Genomic DNA, 22,800 nt, shown 5'->3' on the forward strand with positions numbered 1-22,800 from the left:
ACCCCGGAGCGCCGGGGCACATGGCGCTGTCGATCATGGGGCTGGCGCCGGATATGCCTCACGGGTTCTGGTTCTGAGCGGCACCCGCGTGCCGGCTAAGCCCTATCCTTGCAGAGTTGACAACATGACACTGGAACTATTCATGACAACGAAAAAACAGACTCAAACGCCAATGCCCACTGCAATAGCGGGCAAACTCGCTGCGACAGCGCTCACGCTGGTCGTGGGGGGGCTGCTGGCGGCCTGTGGAGGCGGTGGTGGAGGCTCAGGCCCTACCATTGACCCCGCCCAGCTCAAAGGGCGCTGGGTGACTGCCGCAGGTGTGGCACCGGCCATGACAGCGGTGGTTGTACCCGACGTCAATGGAGCCGCCAACGCCTGGCTGCTGGCGCAGGATGCCAGTCGACTGGTCAAGCTGGTGGTGCGAAGCGACAGCAGCGCCAACGGGAAAACTTACGCTCTGGGGCAAGGCAATGCCATAGGCCAAGCGGTGACCGGCCAGGTCAATGCGGCCCTGACGGCCAGCCCCAAGACGATTGCATTCACGGGTCTGAACACTACGGGGACGCTGACCCAGAGCGACGCACTGGCTACCCCTGCAGTTCAGGCGGAAGTGCAGGGCAGCTGGAGTGCCACATTGGGTGGTAATGCCCAGACCGTGCAATGGAGTCTGGCGGCGACAGGCGGCCTGACCGGAAGCTCGACAACGGGGTGCACCTACGTTGGTAGTGTGGCGGCGATAGCCAGCACAGCTGCGTATAGCGTAAGTTTCAACGAAAGCTGCGCGGACGGCAGCAAGACTGCATTTGGCGGTGTGGGTACGCTCAATGCGGCCAAGAATGGGCTGACGGTGGTGGTGGCGAGCGCAGACGAGTCCCGCGGGGCTGCTCTCTTCTTGGCGAAGTAGAACAGCATTTACCGTCTACCCGGAGCCTGGCCCTGCATCGGCAGTGCCAGGCTCTTGCGTTGTGTGCACAGACTTCACATTCACCCGACCCTCTCCGCATGTCCGTATCTGTAACGCCACACGAACTGAAGCAGGCTTTGGCAAAGCTCGCGCCCTGTCTCTGGTGGGCCCTCGGCCTGAGTGTGCTGGCAGGACTTTTGGTTCTGGCGCCCACGTTATACATGTTCGAGGTTTACGACCGCGTGGTGAACAGCCGCAACGCCATGACTCTCGCCATGCTGACGCTGGCCGTGCTGTTGGCCATCGGTGTGATGGAGGTGCTGGAGTGGGCACGTTCGGAAACCCTGCGTGAGGCGGGTGCGGCCCTGGACCGTGCGCTGGCCCCCCGTGTGTTCACAGCCATTCATGCTGCGCATCTGAGGCAGGGGGGCGCAGCGGGGGCCCAGCCCGTGATGGATTTGCGATCGGTGCGTGACTTTTTTCACGGACCTGCACTTGGGGCTGCGATGGAAATGCCGGTGGCCTTGGTGATGCTGGTGCTTCTGTTTGTGATCCATCCGTTGCTGGGGTGGGTGTCCCTCGCCGGTGCTGCGCTGCAGGTCGGACTTTCGTGGCTGAACGAGCGCAGCACCAGTCCAGCCTTGCTGCGGGCCAATCAATCGGACATTGGCGCGCGGGCCTATGTGGATGGCACCTTGCGCCACAGCGACGTGATTGCGGCCATGGGCATGGAGAAAGACATGCGCCGCCGCTGGTTGGCGCAGCACGAGGAGAGTCTGGGACTGCAGTCGCTGGCGTCGGACCGCGCAGGGGTGTTGCAGGCGCTGGGCAAGATGCTGCAGACGACTTTGTCGTCGGCGCTTCTGGGCCTGGGGGCTTGGCTTTTGATGCATGACCAGTTGCCTGGTGGGCCGGGAATGCTGATCGTCGGATCAGTGCTGGGCGGCCGTGTGCTGGCGCCTCTGGTGCAAATGGTGTCCCAGTGGCGAGCGGTGGTACAGGTGCAGGCCGCTTGGGGGCGGCTTGGGCAGCTTCTGGAGAGGTTGCCTGCCTCTGTGCAAGGGATGCCTTTGCCCAAGCCGAGGGGGCGTGTGACGGTTGAGAGTCTGGTCGCAGGAGCCTCTGCAGGGGCGCCGCCGTTTGTGAAAGGTGTGGCCTTCTCGTTGCAACCGGGGGAAGTGCTGGTGGTTCTGGGTGCGTCTGCAGCGGGCAAGACCACCCTGGCACGCATGCTGATGGGGCTGTGGCCTCCTGTGGCGGGCAGTGTCCGGCTGGATGGAGTGGATGTCAGTGTGTGGAACAAGGCGGAGTTGGGGCCATACGTTGGCTATGTGCCGCAGGACGTCGAACTGTTGGAGGGCACGCTGGGCGACAACATCGTTCGCTTTGGCGAGATGGACGAAAAGGCCATGGTGGATGCCGCACAGGCGGTGGGTGTGCACACCTGGATCACTTCGCTCCCACAAGGTTATGCCACCCCTGTGGGGGCGGCCGGCGTGATGCTCTCCGGCGGGCAGCGCCAGCGAATCGCGCTGGCACGTGCCCTCTATGGCAATCCGGTTTTTGTCGTGCTGGACGAGCCCAACGCTAGCCTGGACGAGGTGGGCAATGTTGCATTGGGCCGGGCCTTGCAGGAGTTCAAGGCCCGTGGCACCACTTTTGTGGTGATGACCCATCTGCCCAGCGTGCTGGCGGTGGCGGATAAATTACTCATCATGCAGGGTGGGGGGCAGCAGGCCTTTGGCCCCCGAGATGATGTGCTGGCGGCATTGCGAAATGCTTCTGCGGGTACTCCGGCGGCCGCCGTCGCGCCGCGTGCCGCCTGATCACCCTCTTCCAACTCAACTGACACCATGTCCATCAGCGGATTTTTCTCGCGCAGCGAAATCACCCAGGCCCTGCGGAGCCTCCAGCGTGAATGGGTTGTGATCGCAATATTCAGCATGGTGGCCAACCTGCTCATGCTGACACCCACGCTGTACATGCTGCAGATCTACGACCGCGTGCTGGTCAGCCGCAACGAGCTCACCTTGTTGGTGGTCTCGCTGCTTGTCCTGTTCCTGTTTGCCGCCATGGCGTTTGCCGAATGGGCGCGGTCCCAGCTGCTCGTGCGCGCCGGGGTGCGCCTGGACCGGTTGCTGGGGGAGCGTGTCTTCTCGGCAGGTTTCTCGCGCAGTGTCCGTGAAGGAGGGGGTAACCCTGGCCAGTTGTTCACGGATCTGACGGAGGTACGCCAATTCCTCACGGGCCCCAGCATTTTTGCCTTTTTCGATCTGCCATGGGCACCTATCTACATTGGGGTGCTGTTCTTGCTGCACCCCCTGCTGGGCGCGGTGGCCGTGGCCTTTGCTCTGATCCAGGCCGCCTTGGCATGGCTGGGGCACCAGCGCACGGTGGTGCCTTCCGAATCCCTGGCCAAGGCGCAGGGCCGGTCGCATGCCTACCTGAATGGCAAGCTGCGCAATGCCGAGGCGGTTGAGGCCATGGGCATGTTGCAGCATTTGCACCACCGATGGGCATTGTTGCAGGCGCGCTATGCCGAGCTGCACGCGGCAGCCCAGGGCCTGACGCACCGCATCACGGCCTGGAGCAAGTCTGTACGTTATGCGCAGCAGGCCCTGTCGCTGGCGGTGGGTGCTTTGCTGGTGATCGATGGCCAACTATCGGCCGGAGCCATGATTGCTGCCAACGTGCTGATGACCCGCGCCTTGGCTCCGATTGACCAGGTTGTGAGTGCATGGCGCGGCTTTTTGGGGGCCCGCGCGGCCTTCTTTCGGCTGGAGCAACTGCTGCAAGAGCATCCACCGTTGCCCAAGGTCTCCGCAGCCCCGCGTCTGCAAGGGGATGTTCAGCTGCGCAATGTGCACGCCACTGCGCCGGGGCGGGTGACTCCGATTCTTCAGCAGGTGGACCTGCATGCTCCGCCGGGTTCGCTGACAGTGGTGTTGGGCCCCTCGGGTTCCGGAAAATCCACGCTGGCGCGCGTGCTGGTGGGCGTCTGGCCCGTATCGCAGGGCGAGTTGTTGTTTGATGGTCAGCCCCTTACCGCCTGGAGCCACGAGACCTTGGGCCCTCAGGTAGGCTACCTGCCACAGGATACGGTCCTGTTCGGTGGGACGATTGCTGACAACATCGCACGTTTTGCTGCGGTGGATTCTGCCAAGGTCATTGCAGCGGCCCAATGCGCAGGCCTACATGAGATGGTGCTTAGATTTCCCAAAGGCTATGACACGCCGATTGGAGAGGCTGGGCGCTTGCTTTCGGGGGGACAACGCCAACGCATCGGACTAGCTCGCGCCCTGTATGGTGATCCAGCGCTCTTGGTACTGGATGAGCCCAACGCCCACCTGGACGATGTGGGCGAAGCGGCCTTGCTCGGGGCCATGCGCCAGCTCAAGGAGCGCGGCAAGACCATTGTGATGGTGACGCATCGGGCGGGGGTGCTTGCGCTTGCAGATCAGGTGCTCGTTCTGCAGGACGGTCAGGTACAGCTGAAGGGCCCGCGCGATGAAGTCTTGGCACAGCTGCAGGCGGCACGCCAAGCCCCCTCCGCTTCAGCTGCTGGTTCTTTGCCTGCTCCGCAGCCGCTGCCCGCCTGAACGCGTCGCGCACATTCGAGACGAGCGAACATTTTCTGAACACCCGCCCATGGCCCACACTGAACCCTTGAAACAAGCACCCTCGATCTCCTCACTGCCGGGAGTCCGATCGGCTCCCCAGCCTCCATCGGACACCGGACGCGCGGCACGCACTGGGCTTTGGGTGCTGGGCCTGGGCCTTGGGGGATTTTTGCTGTGGGCGGCTGTTGCTCCCCTGGACGAAGGGGTGCCCAGCCAGGGCGTGGTTGCGATCGACACCAAACGCAAAGCGGTGCAGCACCTCAGCGGAGGCATCGTCAAGCAGGTCTTCGTGCGCGAAGGTGACGTGGTGCAGGCGGGGCAACCGTTGATATCTCTGGATGATGCGGTGGCCAAGGCCAACTACGAGGCGGTCCGCCAGCGGTACCTGGGTTTGCGTGCGGTCCAGGGGCGGTTGCTGGCCGAGCAGTCGGGCGCTGCCACCATTGTGTTCCACTCGGATTTGCAGGTTGCGGCGGCAGACCCGCTGATTCAGCAGCAGATGAAGAACCAGGAGCAACTGATTCAATCGCGGCGCGCGGCACTGCGTGCGGACCTGCAGGGCATCGAAGAAAGCATTCAGGGCCAGAACGCTCTGCTGCAGGCCTATGCGGGCATGCTGACCAGCCGGCGTGGGCAACAGGCATCGCTCGAAGAAGAGCTGCGCCATACGCGCGAGCTGGTCAAGGAGGGCTACTCCCCGCGTAATCGACAACTGGAACTCGAACGCATGGTAGCCGACTCCAGCCTGGCCATCACGGAGTTGCTGGGCAACACGGCGCGCACGCAGCGCACGGTCGGAGAAATGCGCCAGCGGGCCCTGGCCCGGCAGCAGGAATACCGCAAGGAGGTGGAGACGAACCTCGCAGACATCACGCGGGAGGTGCAGTCGGATGCCGACAAGTTCACCGCGCTGAAGGCCGATCTAGACCGCACGGAAATCCGTGCGCCCGCTACTGGCCAGGTGGTGGGCCTTGCGGTGCAGACCGTGGGCGCTGTGGTCCAGGCGGGGCAGCAGCTGATGGGCATCGTCCCTCCTAATGAGCCTTTGGTGCTGGAGGCCCGTATTGCTCCCCACCTGATCGACAAGGTGCGCCCGGGCTTGCATGCCGATGTGCGTTTCAGTGCGTTCGCCCACTCGCCGCAACTTGTCGTGCAGGGAGAACTGGCGTCGGTCTCTGGGGATCTGCTGACGGATGCACAAAGCAACCAGACCTATTACCTCGCGCGGGTCAAGGTCACGCCGGATGGCATGAAGACGCTGGGCGAACGCCACTTGCAGCCAGGCATGCCGGCCGAGGTGGTCATCAAGACCGGGGAGCGCACCATGCTGACCTATCTGCTGGGCCCCTTGCTCAAGCGTGTGTCAGGTTCCCTGAAGGAAGAGTGAGCATGGCGGCTTTTTTTTCCACGCCGTCGAACGCCTTGCGGGCGGTCTCGCTCTCCGTCTTGGTGGTATGCGCAGGACCTGTCTGGTCCATGGACCTCCAGCAGGCCTACCAGGCGGCCTTGCAGCAGGACGCTACCATTCGAGCCGCCCGCGCGGCTGCCGATGTGGGGGATGAGCGTGTGGAGCAGGCCAAGGCCATGCGCTACCCCAATGTGGCATTCAGTGCAGCTCGCAACCGCAACGACCTGAGCAACACGCAACGCAACATCCTGGGCCGGTCGGTGACCGTGGATGAAAACTACACCAGCCACAACGCTACCTTGACCTTGCGCCAACCTGTCTACCGCAAGTCACTGTCGGTAGGGCTGGAACAGGCCCATCAGATGCGCGCTGAAGTGGGCGCGCAGCTGGACCGGGAGCTACAGAACCTGGGTGTGCGCGTGACCGACGCCTACCTGCAGCTGTTGCTGGCGCAAGACCAGCTTGCCCTGGCGCGTGCGCAGAAGAACACCACCACCACCCAGCTGGACGCCGCGCGCAAACTGCTGGTGGCGGGCAGTGGCACGCGCACCGACATCGACGAAGCCCAGGCCCGGCTTGACATGGCCGTGGCGCAGGAGCTTGAGATACGGCAGCAGCTTGACTATGCGCGCCACCAGCTGGAGACACTGGTCAACCAGCCGGTGGCGGCGCTCAGCCCGCTGGATGAAGCCAAGTTCGCAGCCTGGACGCCTGAACAGCGCAGCGTGCAGGACTGGCTGGCCCTGGCAGAGGACAACAGTCCTGAGATTCGGCAACAGAAGGCACGGCTGGATGTGGCACGTTTGGAGATCGAGAAAGCCCGCACTGGGCACCTTCCCACACTGGATGCAGTGGCCCAATGGACGCGCAGTGGCAGCGAGAACGTTACTACCCCCAGTTCCAGCTATACCAACCGTGTGATCGGCCTGCAGCTGAACATGCCACTGTTTGCGGGCGGTTATGTCAGCTCCACGGTACGTCAGGCGGTTGCGGAGCAGGTGCAGGCCCGCGAACTGCTGGAGGCCGCGCGCCGTGACCTCAGCCTTCGCATCCACACCGAATTTCGGGGCGTCAGCGAAGGCCGCCTGCGCATCCGGGCGCTGGAACAGGCTGCGCGGTCTGCTACACAGCTCGTGGTGTCGAGCCGCCGCTCGTTTGAGGGTGGGGCCAGAACCTTGGTGGACATCCTGAACGCGGAGCAGCAAAAGGAACTGGCCCTTCGTGACCTGGCCCGAGCGCGCTACACCTACTTGGTGTCCTGTGTGCGCCTGCAGGCTCTGGCCGGAGGGGATCGGGACAGCAGCATCGCTGCTGTCAATGCGCTGCTCAAGACGCCCTGAGCCCAACACACACCGCGTCTCTGGGTGCGGCAACGCTTTCCGTCGCCGCATGAAAAATTCCCGTTAGTATGGCGATGCAGGGGCAAGCAAGTGAATACGTTCAGGCAGCCATGGCGGCTGTGCTCAGCGGCTGCTCGGGAAGCTGAACACCGCGCCCTCACGCACACCGGCACTCGGCCAACGCTGGGTAATGGTCTTACGCTTGGTGTAAAAGCGCACGGCGTCGGGGCCGTAGGCGTGCAGGTCGCCAAACAGGCTGCGCTTCCAGCCGCCAAACGAGTGGTACGCCACCGGCACGGGCAGGGGCACGTTCACGCCCACCATGCCCACCTGGATGTGGTCGGTGAAGTAGCGGGCGGCCTCGCCGTCGCGCGTGAAGATGCAGGTGCCGTTGCCGTATTCGTGGTCGTTGATGAGCTGCATGGCTTCTTGCAGCGTTTTCACGCGCACCACGCCGAGCACGGGGCCGAAGATTTCTTCCTGGTAGATCTTCATGCCGGGCTTGACGTTGTCAAACAGGCAGGCGCCCAGGAAGTAGCCTTCCTCATGGCCCGCGACCTTCACGCCACGGCCATCGACCACCAGCGTGGCGCCTTCGGCCACACCGCTGTCCACATAGGCCTTCACTTTTTCGAAGTGTGGCTTGGTCACCAGCGGGCCCATGTCGTTGCTGTTATCGGTGCCGGGGCCGACCTTCATCTTGGCGATTTCAGTCTTGAGGCCCGCGATCACGGCGTCACCCACCTCGTCGCCCACCGCCACCAGCAGCGGAATGGCCATGCAGCGTTCGCCGCACGATCCATAGGCCGCGCCCATCAGCGCGCTCACGGCGTTGCCCACATCGGCGTCGGGCATCAGCACCGCATGGTTCTTGGCGCCACCCAGGGCCTGCACGCGCTTGCCGTGCTTGCAGCCTTCGCTGTAGATGTATTCGGCAATGGGGGTGGAGCCCACAAAGCTCACCGCCTTGACGCGGGGGTCTTGCAGCAGAGTGTCCACGGCCAGCTTGTCGCCGTTGACCACGTTCAGCACGCCGGGCGGCAGGCCCGCTTCCAGTGCCAGTTGGGCGATGAACAGCGTGCTGCTCGGGTCGCGTTCCGACGGCTTGAGTACGAAGGTGTTACCGCAGGCCACGGCCATGGGCCACATCCACAGCGGCACCATGGCCGGGAAGTTGAACGGGGTGATGCCAGCCGTGACGCCCAGCGCCTGGAACTCACTCCACGAGTCGATGCTGGGGCCCACGTTGCGGCTGTGCTCGCCCTTGAGCAGCTCGGGCGCGTAGCTGGCGTATTCCACGTTCTCGATGCCGCGCTGCAGCTCGCCGTGCGCATCGGCCAGCACCTTGCCGTGTTCGGCTGTGATCAGGGCGGCGATCTTGTCGGCGTTCTCTTCGAGCAGCACCTTGAGCTTGCTCATAACGCGCGCGCGCTTCAAAGGTGGCGTATTGCGCCAGGCCGGGAAGGCCGCTTCGGCGGAGGCGATGGCGGCTTCGACGGTGGCCTTGCTCGCCAGCGCCACGTTGGTGGTCGATTGGCCGGTGGCGGGGTTGAACACGGGTTGCGTGCGCTCGGTGTCCGCAACGATTTGGCCGTCGATGAGGTGGCCGACGGTGGTGGTGACGTTTTTGTCGTGGTTCATGGTGATTTCAGGTAAAAAGTGCCAATAGCGCTAGTGCAATATGCGCAAGCAGCTATCAAATTAATAGTGATCAGTCCTCTATGGCCTGGGGCTCCAACACGGGCACAACATGGGCCATCGCGCGGTCGATGAACTCCTGCTTCTCGCCTACCGGGGCAAAGTAGTGCAGCACCTCGCGCGCGGCGTCCAGCCCCTTCAGACGGGCGATCAGCCACGCCACCAGGTACTGCGAGGCCAGGCATCCGCCGGCCGTGGCCACGTTGCCGTGGGCTGCAAACGCGCGCGGCACCACATCCACGCCCGACTCCACCACCCAGGGCTTGCTGGTCAGGTCGGTGCAGGCGGGCGTACCGCCCAGCAGGCCCAGGCGGCCCAGCAGGTAGGTGCCGGAGCACTGCGCCGCCAGCAGCTGGCGTGCAGGATTCAACACGCGCAGCGGTTCCATCAGCGCGGGGGTGTTGGCCACCTCACGCGTCTTCATGCCGCTGCCCACCAGCACCGCATCGGCCTCAGCCAAATGGCTGAGGTCCTCATGCGCGTCAATGGTCAGGCCGTTCATGGACGTGACGCTGGGCGTAGGGCTGGCAATGCGCACCTGCCAGTCCGTGTCGCCCAGCAGCGCAATGCGATTGAGCATGCCGAACGCCACTAGCGAGTCGAGGTCGTTGAAGGCGTCGAAGGTGAGGATGGCAATGCGCATGGAGGGTCAGGAAGGGCGTGAGCCTCAGGCAGTTTCGTGCAGGGCGTCGCCCAGGGCGCTGACCAGGCGGTCAATTTCAGCCTGGGTACTGATGAAGGGCGGCGCCAGCTGGATGGTGTCGCCACCGTAGCGCACGTAAAAGCCCTTCTTCCAGCAGTTCATGGCGATCTCGTACGGGCGCTTGGCAGGCTCGCCGGGTACGGCCGCAATGGTGAAGCCAGCGGCCAGGCCAAAGTTGCGGATGTCGGCCACATGCTTGGCGCCCTTGAGGCTGTGCACGGCCTGCTCGAAGTAGGGTGCCAGCGCCTTCACGCGGCCGATCATGTCTTCGTTTTGCAGGATGTCGAGCGCCGCAATGCCGGCAGCGCAGGCCACGGGGTGGGCCGAATAGGTGTAGCCGTGCGGGAACTCCAGCATGTACTCGGGGCCGCCTGCAGCCATGAAGGTGTCGTAGATCTCCTTGGTGGCCACCACGCCGCCCAGCGGCTGCGCGCCGTTGGTCACTTGCTTGGCAAAGTTCAGGATGTCGGGCGTCACGCCGAAGGCTTCGGCACCCGTCCAGGCGCCGCTGCGGCCAAAACCGCTGATCACTTCGTCAAAAATCAGCAAGATGTTGTTTTGGGTGCAGATCTCGCGCAGGCGCTGCAGGTAGCCCACCGGCGGGATCACCACACCGGCCGAGCCCGAGAAGGGCTCGACGATCACGGCGGCGATGTTCGATGCATCGTGCAGCGCAATCACTTCCAGCAGGCGGTCGGCCAGCTCCTTGCCCGTGGGCGGCATGCCCTTGTGGAACGAGCCTGCGGGCGGCTGCGTGTGGGGCAGATGGTCGGCCTCAATGCCCTGGCCAAACAGCTTGCGGTTGGCCACGATGCCGCCTACCGAGATGCCGCCAAAGTTCACGCCGTGGTAGCCCTTTTCGCGGCCGATCAGGCGCGTCTTGCTGGCCTGGCCCTTGGCGCGCCAGTAGGCGCGCGCCATCTTGAGCGAAGTGTCAGCAGACTCGGAGCCCGAGCCTGTGAAGAACACGTAGTCCAGGCCCGCAGGCGTGAGTTCTTTCACGCGGTTGGCCAGCTCGAACGACAGCGGATGGCCAAACTGGAAGGCGGGCGCGTAATCGAGCTTCATCGCCTGTTTGCCGATGGCCTCGGCGATCTCGCGGCGGCCATGGCCCAGGCCCGCACACCACAGGCCCGAAAGGCCATCAAAAATCTTGCGACCTTCGGAGTCGGTGTAGTAAGCGCCGCTGCCCTCCACGATCATGCGCGGATTGGCCTTGAACTGGCGGTTGGCTGTGTAGGGCATCCAGTGCGCGTCCAGCCACTCGGCGTCCATGCGGGGGCCTTCGGCACCGGCGGCGGGTTTTTCGATGTTGACGAAGCTCATGGGGTTCTCCAGTGCAAAGGCGGCGACAAAAGGACAGGCGGCCCCAGCGGGCTGAGGCTTGACCTTGGACAGGTTCTGAAGCATTGTTGCGCCGCCTGTTAATCTCTCAAATAATCCAATATCAATGTTTACTTGACGATTTATGCAAGTAAAAGACGCCACTTCACCACTCCTTGTTCCGGCACCTGCTGCCTCGGGCAAACACCGCGCTGTGCTGGGCCAGCTCAGCGACATGGACTTGCGCCTGCTGCAGGTGTTCAAGAGCGTCGTGGAGTGCGGTGGCATGTCGGCGGCAGAGCTGGAGCTGAACATCGGCACCAGCACCGTCAGCCGCCACATCAAGGACCTGGAAGCCCGCCTGGGCCTGACGCTGTGCCGCCGGGGGCGTGCAGGATTTGCCCTCACGGCCGAGGGCCAGCGGGTGTACGAAGAAACCCTGCGGCTGCTGGCCTCGGTGCGCAGCTTTCGTGACAGCATTGACGACATCCACTCGCGCATGGGCGGGCAGCTGGCGGTGGCGGTGTTCGACAAGACCGCCAGCAACCCGGCGGCTCGCATTGGCGAGGCGATTGCCGCCTTTACCGCCCAGGCGCCCGATGTGCAGTTGCAACTGCATGTGGGCTCCATCAACGCCATTGAGCGCGGCGTGATCGACGGCAGCTACCAGGTGGGCATCATCCCCGCGCACCGCAGTTCGCAAAGCCTGGCCTACGCGGACCTGTTTGGCGAGACCATGCTGCTGTATTGCGGCAAGGGCCATCCGCTGTTCGGGGCGCCTGCGCCGCCGGCCGACTGGCACGCGGTGCGCGGCTACCAGTTTGCGGGGCTGGGCTACCACTCGCCCAACATGGAGCTGAGCCACCAAGCCCGGCTGCAGCGCGCGGCCACAGGGTTTGACCAGGAGTCCATCGCCACGCTGATCCTGTCGGGCCGTTTTCTGGGGTTCCTGCCCGACCACTACGCCGAAGCCTTCGAGCGCCAGGGCCGCATGCAGGCGGTGAACCCTTCGCTGTTCCACTACCACTGCCAGTTTGTGAGCCTGATGCGCCGCTCCCCCGCCCCCGCCCGCGCGGCCCAGGCGTTTGCGCAATGCCTGGAGGACGCGCACCGGCCCGGTCGCTGACAGGGGTATTGCGGGGCCGCTGCTTGCCAGCGGCCGTGGCGGGGCGGACAATTCACCTTCTTTGCAACATTGTGTGACATCGGGAGCAGCGCCCATGGCCAGTATTTCCTCCATCGGCAGTTCAGGCCTGCAGGCCGCCCAGTTGCGGCTGGACGCGTCGGCCAACAACGTGGCCAACATGAACACCCCCGGTTACCGCCGCGAGGTGGTTGCACAAGAGGAAGCGGCCGAAAGCGCAGGTGTGCGAGCCACCGTGCAGCGCGAGCAGGACGCCAAGGGCGTGGCGCTGGAACAGGAGGCGGTGGAGCAGATGTCGGCCACCTACGCGTTCAAGGCCAATCTGCAGACCATCAAGACCCAGGACGAAATGATGGGCTCCTTGCTGGATGTGAAGGCCTGAGAAGGTGTGAACGAGCCCGCCATGCGCGCTCGGCCACGCCGGATTCATTCGCACCCTGTGAACGCTGCCGGACAGGGTTTCTTTGCGCCCCCTAACTCCGCGTGCCCCACTGGTCGGGGCATGGTTGTTTCTGGAGCCAGCACCAAGGTGCAGCGTGCTCAACCGGTATGGGCCAGCCCTGCCAGGCGGTGGACCAGCCAACGTTGAAAGGCCAACCCAGTGGCGGTGCGGCTGCGCAGTGGAATGGTGTACATGGTGATGCTCCTGGAGGTGGTGTTCAGGCGCCCTGAACGGCGGGGCTGCTGCTGGGCGATGGGGTGGCGCTTTGGCGTGCAACGCGCCGGCCGGCCCGGTCCCACGCCTTTTCATGGAAGAAGAAGGCCACCGCCTGCACCGTGGGCTCCAGCAGGCTCAGCGTGAGCGAGGCCCAAAGGTTGCCGGTCACGGCATAGGCCACCAGCGCGGCCACACAGATGTGGATCAGGTAGTAGCTTCCCGTCTTCATCAGCATGGTTTGATTTTGGCGGGCGACGCGGCGGATGCGGGACATGGCGGACTCCTGGCTTCTTAGGTTCAACAGAGCCTGCGGCGGTGCAGCAGGGATGGTTGAATGGTAGTGATTCTCAATAGCGAAAGCCAATTGATCGTCGCTAAAGCGCAGATAGCCGCTATTCAATGACGCTTTGCGAAGCGCCACAGCGCTTATCCCAAACAGACTGGTTCTGCGCGTGAACTAGTTCACGTTCCGCCACTGAAAAAAGCCGCTGCCACCAAAGCCCCCGTTGCTATGATGGCCGCTCTTCTCAACCCCCTCTTTTGCTTTGGGAGCACACATGGCCCTCATGGACTTCATCAAGAAACAGTTCATTGACATCATTCAGTGGACCGAAGAGGGGGACGGCACGCTGGCCTGGCGCTTCCCCATGCGCGACATGGAAATCCAGAACGGCGGCACGCTGGTGGTGCGCGAATCGCAAATGGCGATCTTCGTCAACGAAGGCCAAGTGGCCGACGTGTTCGGCCCCGGCACCTACAAGCTCACCACGCAGACGCTACCGGTGCTCACGTACCTGAAGAACTGGGACAAGCTCTTCGAGTCCCCCTTCAAGAGCGATGTGTACTTCTTCAGCACGCGCCAGCAGATCGACCAGAAGTGGGGCACGCCCCAGCCCATCACGATCCGCGACAAGGACTTCGGCGCCGTGCGCCTGCGCGCGTTCGGCAACTACGCCTTCCGCATCGCTGACCCCAAGCTGTTCCATACCGAAATCTCGGGCACGCGCGAGTCCTACCCCGTGGCCGACCTGGAAGGTCAGCTGCGTGGCCTGGTTCTGCAGAACATCAGCAACGCCATTGCGGGCAGCGGCCTGCCTTTCCTGGACCTGGCGGCCAACCAGGTCATGTTTGCCGACGCGCTGACCAAGGAACTCGCGCCCATCTTCGCCAAGCTGGGCATCCTGATCGAGTCCCTCACGGTACAGAACGTCTCGCTGCCCGAGGAGCTGCAAAAGATCCTCGACCAGAAGATCGGCATGGGCATGGTCGGCAACGACATGGCCAAGTTCATGCAGTACCAGACCGCGCAGGCCATCCCCAAGTTCGCCGAAGGCGCTGGCAATGGTGGTGGTATTGCGGGCGATGCCATGGGCCTGGGCGCGGGTGTGGCGCTGGGCCAGGTGCTGGCCCAGAACCTGCAGCAAGGCCTGCAAGGTGGCGGCGCTGCCGCGCAGGCTGCACCTGCCGCCGCTGCAGCGGTGGGCGTCAAGCCTGAGGACGTGATGGCCACGCTGGAGAAGCTGGGCGAACTCAAGTCCAAGGGCATCCTCACGCAGGAAGAGTTCGACGCCAAGAAGGCCGAACTGCTCAAGAAGCTCGTCTGATCGATCGGATCGATTGCTATCATAAAAATAGCTGCTTGCGCATGAGGGATAGGCGCTAGAGGCCAAAAAGGCCTCAAAGCCGCGTAATGCGGCGCGGGCAGAACACTCCCTACGATGGCCACCGACCCCACCCAGCGCTATTACCGCGCGCCCTGCCCCGGCTGTGGCGCGCCGGTGGAGTTCAAGAGCGCGCAGTCCACCCATGCCGTCTGCGGCTACTGCCAGAGCACCGTGGTGCGCAGTGGCGACGTGCTCACGCGCCTGGGCAAGATGGCCGAGCTGTTCGACGACCACAGCCCGCTGCAGCTCATGGCCAGCGGGCGCATCCAGCTCGACGGCAAGGACGTACCCTTCACCCTCATCGGCCGCCTGCAATACAAGGGCGACGCGGGCGTGTGGACCGAATGGGCGGCCTTTCTGAACGACGGCACGCTGGCCACGCTGGGCGAGGACAACGGCGCCTACGTCTTCACCCGGCCCATCGACCCCGGCCGCGAGATGCCAGCGCCCGAGCGCTTTCGCATCGGCACCACCACGGCCATCAATGGCAAGCCCTACAGCGTGGCCTACACCGGCCAGGCACAGCTGATCTCGGCCCAGGGCGAGCTGCCCAAACTGCCGCCGTTAGGCCAGCCCTTCGGCATGGTCGAGTTGCGCAGTGCCGATGGCGAGGTGGTCAGCATCGACTATGGCCACACCCCTCCCAACGTCGAGCGCGGCAAGGCCGTGCTGCTGGAAGACCTGCAACTGCAGGGCCTCAAGGACGAATCGGCCAAGGAAGAAAAAGGCCGTCAGTTCAACTGCCCCCACTGCGGCGCGCCGGTGCAGGTGCAGCTGTCCACCTCCAAGAGCATTACCTGTGGATCGTGCGCCAGCATCATCAGCCTGGACAGTGGTGTGGGCGGCGAGCTGCGCTCGGCCGAGCAGGACGAACCTGTGCAGCCCCTCATACCGCTGGGCAGCAAGGGGCAGCTGCAGGGTGTGCACTGGCAGGTGGTGGGCTTTCAGCACCGCATGGGCGTGGAGCCCGGCGACGACGAACACTTTGGCTGGAGTGAATACCTGCTCTACAACCAGAAGCGCGGCTTTGCCTTCCTGGTCGATTCCGAAGAAGGCTGGAGCATGGTGCGCCCCACCACCGGCGCGCCGCAGATGGCTGCCACGGGCCGCTCCGCCACGTACATGGGCACCAAGTACGACCTCAAGTACACCTACGAGGCCGAGACCACCTATGTGCTGGGCGAGTTTTACTGGCAGGTCACGCGCGGCCAGAAGACCACCAACCGCGACTTCGCCAGCAGCAAGGGCCTGCTGTCGATGGAGCAGAGCCCGAACGAGATCACCTGGTCGGCGGGGGACAAGCTGTCCAGCGACACGGTGGCCAAGGCGTTCAAGCTGGACGACAAGAAAGATGCGCTCCAGCGCGACGACCCCGGCCCGTTCGTGGCCAAATCCGGTCTGGGCTGCGGCACCATCATCCTGATCGCTGTGGTGATCCTGATCCTGCTCATCTTGCTGAGCCGCTGCTCCAGCTGCGACCCCCGGGTCGAAAACTGTTCTTCGTCCTCCAGCTACCGCAGCTCTGGGGGCTCGTACGGCGGATATTCGTCGGGCGGCAGCCACAAGTAACCTCGCAACAACCCGAACTTCACCGGAGAACAGCATGACCAAATTCGAATGGCTTCACCCCCTGTCCATCGGCGGCACGCTGCTGTATGCCCTGATGGGCATCATCATCTTCTGGGCGGCCTTCATCATCATCGACAAGATCACGCCCTACGACCTGTGGCGCGAAATTGTGGAAAAGCAAAACAAGGCCCTGGGCATGGTGGTGGCGGCGATGTGCCTGGGCATCAGCATCATCGTGGCGGCCGCCATTCATTGACGCGCCTGTTTGCCTCCATTGCCTGAATGAACGTAGCAGCGCACCCCGCAGGGTGCGCTGACAGCCGCCTTGTCGCCTCCCACCTTGTCCCCTACCGAGCCAGCGCCCGCGGCGCTGCCCCGATCCCCCGGCCCACGCCCCATTGATATCGCGCTGCTCATCAGCGTGTTCGTCGTGGCTGCCTGCGGCCTTTTGTACGAGCTGGCGGCGGGGGCGCTGGCGTCCTATGTCCTGGGCGACTCGGTGCTGCAGTTCAGCACCATCATCGGCACCTACCTGTTCGCCATGGGTCTGGGCTCGTGGTTGTCGCGCTACTTTGAGCGGCAGCTGCCCGCGCACTTCCTGCGCATCGAGCTGCTGGTGGCGCTGATCGGCGGCGCGCTGCCAGCCACGCTGTTCCTCGCCAATGCGTATGCGCCGGGCGCGTTCCGGTTTCTGCTGTACGGCATGGTGCTGATGGTGGGCACGCTGGTGGGGTTGGAGATTCCGCTGGTCATGCGCATCCTCAAACGCAACGTGGTGCTCAAGGACCTGGTCTCGCAGGTGCTCACGTTCGACTACCTGGGCGCGCTGGCGGTGTCGCTGGCGTTTCCGCTGCTGCTGGTGCCACACCTGGGGCTCATCCGCACCGGGCTGCTGTTCGGGCTGATGAATGCCGCCGTGGCGCTGTGGGCGGTGTGGCTGTTCCGGCATGAGCTGCGGCGCCTCAAAGCCCATTTGTTCGCCTGCCTGATGGTGGTGGGCCTGTTGCTGGCCGGGCTGGCGGGGGCCGAGCAGATCACGAGTTTTGCCGAAGACAAGTTCTACCAGGACCGCATCATCTTCACCACGGCCACGCCCTACCAGCGCATCGTGGTCACGCAGGGGCGCTATGGCCACCGGCTGTACCTCAACGGCAACCTGCAGTTCTCCGAGTCCGACGAATACCGCTACCACGAGGCCTTGGTGCACCCGGCCATGGCCGCCCACGGTGCGCCCAAGCGGGTGGCGGTGCTGGGCGGTGGCGACGGCATGGCGGTGCGCGAGATCCTCAAGTACGCCTCGGTCGAGTCCGTCACGCTGGTCGAGCTGGACCCGGCAATGACCAGGATCTTCACCGACAACCCGACCCTCGCACGCCTGAATGGCCATGCCTTGCAAAACCCCAAGGTGAAGATCGTCAACGCCGATGCTTTTGGCTGGTTGCAGGAAGGGACAGACACGTTCGATGTCATCGTGGTGGACTTTCCCGATCCCACCAACTTCTCCATCGGCAAGCTCTACACCAACAGCTTTTATGCGCTGCTGGACAAGCGGGTGGCCGCCAGTGGCTACGCTGTGGTGCAGACCACCTCGCCGCTGGTGGCGCGCCAGAGCTTCTGGACGGTGGTCCAGACCATCGAATCGGTGGGGCTGCAAACGGCGCCGTACCACGCCCATGTGCCCAGCTTTGGCGAATGGGGCTATGTCATTGCGAGCCGCAGACCCTGGCGCCTGCCCGACGCCTTGCCTTCAGGGCTTCGGTTTTTGAGCACACCATCGCTGCCCCTGCTGTTCGACTTTCCGCTCGACATGGCGCGGGTGCCGGCCGATGTGAACCGGTTGTCCAACCAGGCGCTGGTGCACAGCTATGAGCGCGAGTGGGGCAAGGTGGTGGCGCATTGAGCCGCCGGTGGCCTGGGAACTGCGGGCATTCGCCGAGCGATTTGCAGGGGTTCTGCCCGCTGGCAGGGGCGCCACAATCGGATACAAATCTGCCATGACCTGATCGCCCTGGGCGCCCCTGATGCTGGACCTCTTTTTCCTTTCTGACGCACAGCCCTATCCGCTGCTTTGGGCGCAGCACGACCCCTGGCTGGTGACGCTGTCGGTGGGGATGGCGGTGCTGGCCTCCGTGCTGGCGCTGCAGATGGCGGGCCTGGCCCGGCGTGCTGACACCCGCTTCATGCGCCAGATGGCCCGGGGGTCGGGCGCAATGGCTCTGGGCGGCGGCATCTGGTCCATGCACTTTATCGGCATGCTGGCCTTCACGGTGTGCTCGCGTGGCCAGTTTGATGCGTGGACCACCGTGCTGTCCCTGCTGCCCAGCGTGGGCGCGTCGTGGGTGGCGCTGGGCTTGCTGATGCGCCGCGAGATCAGCCGCTCCGCCCTGGTGGTGGGTGGGGTGCTGGTGGGCGCTGGCATTGGCGCCATGCACTACATTGGCATGGCGGCATCGCAGTGGGCGCCTGTCATGCGGTACGACCCCTGGGGGTTTGCCGCCTCGGTGCTGGTGGCCGTATTGCTGGCCATCGTGGCCCTGTGGGTGCGGTTTGGGCTGGAGCGCGTGGTGCGCTGGCGTGCCCGGTGGCTCAATGCGGTGGCGGGTGTCGTCATGGGGCTGGCGATTGCGGGCATGCACTACACCGGCATGGCGGCCTTGCGTTTCATTGACGCACCCGACGAGCTGGAACTGCTGGCTGCGGCCGATGGCGCGCCCTTGGCGCTGGCCGTCGCTGCAGTGGCGTCGGGTATCGGGCTGCTAGTGATCGCCATCAACGCAGGCTTGCGTTACCGGCAGATGTTCCTGCAGATGCGCCAGAGCGAGTCCCGCCTGCGCGCCATTGCTGATACGGCTGTGGACGGCATGGTGATGATTGATGCGCAGGGACGCGTGCAGTCCTTCAACGCGGCGGCCGAGCGCATCCTGGGCTGGCGTCCCGAACAAGTGGTGGGCCAGAACGTGTCCATGCTCATGCCCGAGCCCGACCGCTCCCGCCACGACACCTACCTGCAGCGCTACCTGCAAGGCCAGGGCGGCAGCGTCGTTGGAGCAAACAGCCGCGAGGTGCTGGCCCAGCGGCCCGACGGCAGCACGGTGCCCATTCGCATTTCCGTGGGGCGCGTGCCGCTTGACGGCGCGCCGGTGTTTGTGGGCTTCATCAGCGACCTGACCCAGCGCCGCGCCATGGAGCAGGAGCTCCAGGCCAGTGAGCAACGGCTGCGCTCACTCATGGCCAACATTCCGGGCGTCACCTTCCGCTGCCGCTACGATGCCGACTGGACCATGCTGTTCATCAGCGATGCGGTGACCGCTCTCACGGGCTGGTTGCCACAGGATTTTCTGGAAGGTCGCGTCAACTTCACCCAGCTTACGCTGCCTGAAGAAGTGGATCGCCTCTGGACGGAAGTCTCCACCGCCATTCAGGAGCACCGCCCTTACCACGTCGAGTTCGGCCTGCGGGATCGCAGTGGGCGCCTGCGATGGGTTTCGGAAAGCGGGCGCCCTGTGGCCGGCGATGACGGGCAGGTGCAGTGGATCGACGGCGTCATCATGGACATGACCTTCTTTCGCGAGCGCAATGCCGAGTTCGAAAGCACGGTGCGCGCCATCAATCGCGCGCTCGCGGTGGTGGAGTTCGACATGCAGGGCCACGTGCTCAATGCCAATGCCAACTTCCGTGAACTCATGGGCTACCGGCTCGATGAGATCGTAGGCCAGAACCACCGCATGTTCTGCGAGCCGGCCTATGCGCAGACCGAAGCCTATGCACAGTTCTGGGAGCAGCTGCGCTCCGGCCAGCTCGATGGCGGCGAGTACCTGCGCCTTGGCAAGGACGGGCGGCGCATCTGGATCCAGGCCACCTACAACCCCATCTTCGACGCGATGGGTCAGCCGTTCAAGGTCGTGAAGTTTGCGACCGACCTGACCCAGCGCCGAACCATGGAGCAAGAACTGCGCGCCTCCAAGGACCGCGCCGAGCAGGCCGCCGCGGCGCGCAGCACCTTTCTGGCCAACATGAGCCACGAGATCCGCACGCCCATGAACGCCATCATCGGCTTCACTGAGGCACTGCTCGACACCCCCATGGACGCGCAGCAGCGTCGCCACCTGGGCACCGTGCAGCATGCAGCGCGCTCCATGCTGCGCCTGCTCAACGACATCCTGGACACCGCCAAACTGGAAAAAGGCGCAGTGGAACTGGAGATTGCCGACTTCTCTCTGCAGGAGGTGTGCGACCAGATCCTGGCCTCGCTGCGCATCCACGCCGGCAAGAAGGGGCTCGCGCTGCAGTGCGTGACAGACGAACGGGTACCGCCGTATCTGCAGGGCGATGCGCTGCGCCTGCAGCAGGTGCTGCTCAACCTGCTGGGCAACGCGCTCAAGTTCACCGAGCGCGGCCACGTGCTGCTGCGGCTGGACTACCACGACGGCACGCTGGTGATGGAGGTGGAAGACACCGGCATCGGCATCGCCGCGCAGAACCTGGAGCGCATCTTCGACCCCTTCGCACAGGCCGACGCCTCCACCACCCGGCAGTTTGGCGGCACGGGCCTGGGCACCACCATCTCGCGCCAGTTGGTGGAGCTGATGGGCGGCAGCATCAGCGTGCGCAGCACGCTGGGCGTGGGGACCACGTTCACGGTGTGTGTGCCGCTGCCTGTGGGCCAGGCCACGGCGGCGGTGGCCACCGTCAGCCAGGCCGTGCAGCTGCCACCGCTGCGCATGCTGGTGGTGGACGATGTGCCGGCCAACATCGAGCTGCTGCAGATCCACCTGGACCGGGGCCGCCACCAGGTCACCGTGGCGCGCGATGGTGAGGGCGCTGTCGCCGCCTACGAAGGCGGGCGCTTTGATGTGGTGCTGATGGACCTGCAGATGCCCGGCATGGACGGTCTGGAGGCCACACGCCGCATCCGTGCGTTCGAGCAGGCCCAGCGCCGCAAGCCGGTGCCGGTGATCGCTCTGTCGGCCAGTGTGCTGGAGCAGGACCGGCGCAACGCACGCGCTGCCGGCATGGACGGTTTTGCCAGCAAGCCGCTGGAGCCCGCCCGCCTGTTCCGCGAGATCGCCCGCGTGCTGCACCTGCAGCCCGATGCCCCCACTTCAGGCTGGAGCAGCCTGCAAACCTTGACGCGCTCCCCCGACAGGCCCCCGGCCCCCCACACCACTATCGCCGCGGTGGACTGGGAGCGTGGCACCCGCCTGTGGGGCCAGCGTGCGCTGCTGCGCGACGCCGTGGCGCGCCTGCTGGCTGACCATGCCGCCACCCCAGCCACCTTGCAGGCCATGGTGGCGCAGCCCGACATGGATGCCGCCCGCGCGCTGGCCCACCGCCTGCGCGGTGCTGCGGGCAACCTGGCGCTGGGCCCGTTGCAAACGCTGGCACAGCGCATCGAGGAAGCCGCCCACAGCCTGGACCGCACGGCACTGCAGCCGCTGGTGGCAGCCTTGCCTGCCGCGTTGCAGGCCGTGCAGCAGGCCCTGGCCCACGAGGCCGAGGCCGCCGCCGCGCCTGCTCCCGGCGTGGGCCAGCACCCGCCTCTGACCCAGGACCAACGCCAGCAGGGACAGGCTGCCGCCCAGGCGCTGCAGCAGGCCCTGGCACAGTCCGAGCTGGCCCAGCCGCCACTGGACGTGCTGGTGCAGCTGCTGCCCGCAGACGCCACCGAGCGGCTGCAAGAGGCCATCGACCGCTTTGACTTTGACCAGGCCGTGGTGCAGCTGCAGCAACTGCGCATGCACTGGCTGGACGAACCCCTGGAGAACCCCGCATGACCCCGGCCCCTGACCAGCGGCCCCGCCTGTTGCTGGTGGACGATGAGCCCACCAACCTGCAGGTGCTGCGCCACATCCTGCAGGCCGACTATCGCCTGCTGTTTGCCACCGACGGTGAGCGTGCTCTGCAGGTGGCGCGCGAGCAGCGGCCCGACCTGGTGCTGCTCGACATCATGATGCCGAACCTGGACGGCTATGCCGTGTGCCGCGCGCTCAAGGCCAATGCTGCCACGGCCTCCATCCCGGTGATCTTCATCACCGCCCTCACCGACAGCCAGGACGAAACCGCCGGGTTTGACGCGGGCGCGGTGGACTACATCACCAAGCCCGTCAGCCCGCCCGTGGTGCGCGCGCGGGTGCGCACCCACCTGTCGCTGGTGCGTTTGGACGAGCTGCGCGAAACCCGCCTGCAGATCGTGCAGCGCCTGGGCCGCGCGGCCGAGTACAAGGACAACGAAACCGGCATGCACGTCATCCGCATGAGCCACTTTGCCCAGCTGCTGGCGCTGGCCGCAGGCCACAGCCCGGCCTGGGCCGAAGACCTGCTCAACGCCGCGCCCATGCACGACGTGGGCAAGATCGGTATCCCCGACGCCGTGCTGCGCAAGCCCGGCCCACTGGACGCCCAGGAGTGGGACACCATGCGCCGCCATCCCGAGATCGGGGCCGAGATCATTGGCGAGCACCCGTCGGGCGTGCTGCAGCTGGCCCGCGAGATTGCGCTGGCCCACCACGAAAAGTGGGACGGCAGCGGCTACCCGCGCGGCCTTGCGGGCGAGGCCATTCCGCTGTCGGCACGCATTGTGGCGGTGGCCGACGTGTTCGATGCGCTCACCACCCGCCGCCCCTACAAGGAGCCCTGGCCCGTGCAGGAGGCGCTGGACCACATTGCAGCGCAGGCCGGCAAACATTTTGACCCGACCCTGGTGGCGCTGTTTGCCCCGCTGCTGCCGCAGCTGCTGGAGATCCGCGCCCGCTGGGCCGATTGAGGT

The 22,800-nt window shown here is 64.9% G+C and carries 17 protein-coding genes; 13 read left to right on the forward strand and 4 right to left on the reverse strand.

Going from position 1 to position 22,800, the window contains the following annotated elements; translation table 11 throughout:
• Positions 1-142: 142 nt before the first annotated feature.
• The 5 genes from AC1Q64_RS15155 to AC1Q64_RS15175 all read left to right on the forward strand — a co-directional run bounded on the left by AC1Q64_RS15155 (position 143) and on the right by AC1Q64_RS15175 (position 7,275).
• Positions 143-907 (forward strand): hypothetical protein, encoded by a 765-nt coding sequence (locus tag AC1Q64_RS15155; protein ID WP_291434318.1) that lies wholly within the window; start codon positions 143-145, stop codon positions 905-907.
• Positions 908-1,005: 98 nt separating this feature from the next.
• Positions 1,006-2,733: a type I secretion system permease/ATPase gene (locus AC1Q64_RS15160; RefSeq protein ID WP_291434320.1), complete on the forward strand. Its 1,728-nt coding sequence runs from the start codon at positions 1,006-1,008 to the stop codon at positions 2,731-2,733.
• Positions 2,734-2,760: 27 nt separating this feature from the next.
• Positions 2,761-4,506: a type I secretion system permease/ATPase gene (locus tag AC1Q64_RS15165; RefSeq protein WP_492251909.1), complete on the forward strand. Its 1,746-nt coding sequence runs from the start codon at positions 2,761-2,763 to the stop codon at positions 4,504-4,506.
• A 49-nt stretch (positions 4,507-4,555) separates the two neighbouring features.
• Entirely contained in the window at positions 4,556-5,914 is a 1,359-nt protein-coding gene (locus tag AC1Q64_RS15170) for an HlyD family type I secretion periplasmic adaptor subunit (RefSeq protein WP_492251910.1), read from the forward strand.
• A 2-nt stretch (positions 5,915-5,916) separates the two neighbouring features.
• Positions 5,917-7,275 carry a TolC family outer membrane protein gene (locus AC1Q64_RS15175; RefSeq protein ID WP_492251911.1) on the forward strand — a complete coding sequence of 453 codons (1,359 nt, stop codon included), beginning with the start codon at positions 5,917-5,919 and terminating at the stop codon, positions 7,273-7,275.
• 123 nt (positions 7,276-7,398) lie between these two features.
• Here the strand turns inward: AC1Q64_RS15175 and AC1Q64_RS15180 are convergent, their stop codons facing one another.
• The 3 genes from AC1Q64_RS15180 to aptA form a co-directional block, all read right to left on the reverse strand.
• Complete coding sequence (locus AC1Q64_RS15180) at positions 7,399-8,916, reverse strand: CoA-acylating methylmalonate-semialdehyde dehydrogenase (protein ID WP_291434326.1); 1,518 nt, start codon at positions 8,914-8,916, stop codon at positions 7,399-7,401.
• Between the two features lie 70 nt (positions 8,917-8,986).
• A complete protein-coding gene (locus AC1Q64_RS15185) occupies positions 8,987-9,616 on the reverse strand; it encodes a DJ-1/PfpI family protein (RefSeq protein WP_492251912.1) in 630 nt (209 codons plus the stop codon).
• 24 nt (positions 9,617-9,640) lie between these two features.
• Positions 9,641-11,002 (reverse strand): omega-aminotransferase AptA, encoded by a 1,362-nt coding sequence (gene aptA / locus AC1Q64_RS15190; RefSeq protein WP_291434330.1) that lies wholly within the window; start codon positions 11,000-11,002, stop codon positions 9,641-9,643.
• A gap of 142 nt (positions 11,003-11,144) precedes the next feature.
• Here aptA and AC1Q64_RS15195 point away from each other — a divergent pair, with 142 nt between their 5' ends.
• Together AC1Q64_RS15195 and AC1Q64_RS15200 are read left to right on the forward strand one after the other, a co-directional pair.
• Positions 11,145-12,125 carry a LysR family transcriptional regulator gene (locus tag AC1Q64_RS15195; protein ID WP_492251913.1) on the forward strand — a complete coding sequence of 327 codons (981 nt, stop codon included), beginning with the start codon at positions 11,145-11,147 and terminating at the stop codon, positions 12,123-12,125.
• Positions 12,126-12,219: 94 nt separating this feature from the next.
• Positions 12,220-12,525 (forward strand): flagellar basal body protein, encoded by a 306-nt coding sequence (locus tag AC1Q64_RS15200; protein ID WP_209816765.1) that lies wholly within the window; start codon positions 12,220-12,222, stop codon positions 12,523-12,525.
• Between the two features lie 277 nt (positions 12,526-12,802).
• Here AC1Q64_RS15200 and AC1Q64_RS15205 read toward each other — a convergent pair whose 3' ends face one another.
• A complete protein-coding gene (locus tag AC1Q64_RS15205; protein WP_291434335.1) occupies positions 12,803-13,075 on the reverse strand; it encodes a DUF2061 domain-containing protein in 273 nt (90 codons plus the stop codon).
• A 283-nt stretch (positions 13,076-13,358) separates the two neighbouring features.
• On the opposite strand from AC1Q64_RS15205, the gene AC1Q64_RS15210 reads away from it, so the two are divergent.
• The 6 genes from AC1Q64_RS15210 to AC1Q64_RS15235 all read left to right on the forward strand — a co-directional run bounded on the left by AC1Q64_RS15210 (position 13,359) and on the right by AC1Q64_RS15235 (position 22,797).
• Positions 13,359-14,405: an SPFH domain-containing protein gene (locus tag AC1Q64_RS15210; protein WP_291434337.1), complete on the forward strand. Its 1,047-nt coding sequence runs from the start codon at positions 13,359-13,361 to the stop codon at positions 14,403-14,405.
• Positions 14,406-14,519: 114 nt separating this feature from the next.
• Positions 14,520-16,034: a DUF4178 domain-containing protein gene (locus AC1Q64_RS15215; protein ID WP_291434339.1), complete on the forward strand. Its 1,515-nt coding sequence runs from the start codon at positions 14,520-14,522 to the stop codon at positions 16,032-16,034.
• A gap of 34 nt (positions 16,035-16,068) precedes the next feature.
• The gene (locus AC1Q64_RS15220) at positions 16,069-16,290 is read left to right on the forward strand and encodes a DUF350 domain-containing protein (RefSeq protein WP_044396181.1); all 222 of its coding nucleotides are present in this window, start codon (positions 16,069-16,071) and stop codon (positions 16,288-16,290) included.
• Between the two features lie 84 nt (positions 16,291-16,374).
• Entirely contained in the window at positions 16,375-17,934 is a 1,560-nt protein-coding gene (locus AC1Q64_RS15225; RefSeq protein ID WP_492251914.1) for a polyamine aminopropyltransferase, read from the forward strand.
• Positions 17,935-18,055: 121 nt separating this feature from the next.
• Positions 18,056-21,808 (forward strand): PAS domain S-box protein, encoded by a 3,753-nt coding sequence (locus tag AC1Q64_RS15230; RefSeq protein ID WP_492251915.1) that lies wholly within the window; start codon positions 18,056-18,058, stop codon positions 21,806-21,808.
• A complete protein-coding gene (locus AC1Q64_RS15235; RefSeq protein ID WP_492251916.1) occupies positions 21,805-22,797 on the forward strand; it encodes a response regulator in 993 nt (330 codons plus the stop codon). The genes AC1Q64_RS15230 and AC1Q64_RS15235 overlap by 4 nt, the downstream gene beginning before the upstream one ends.
• The last annotated feature ends 3 nt before the right edge of the window (positions 22,798-22,800 follow it).

This window comes from Acidovorax sp. GW835-FHT14G06 (assembly GCF_058793595.1).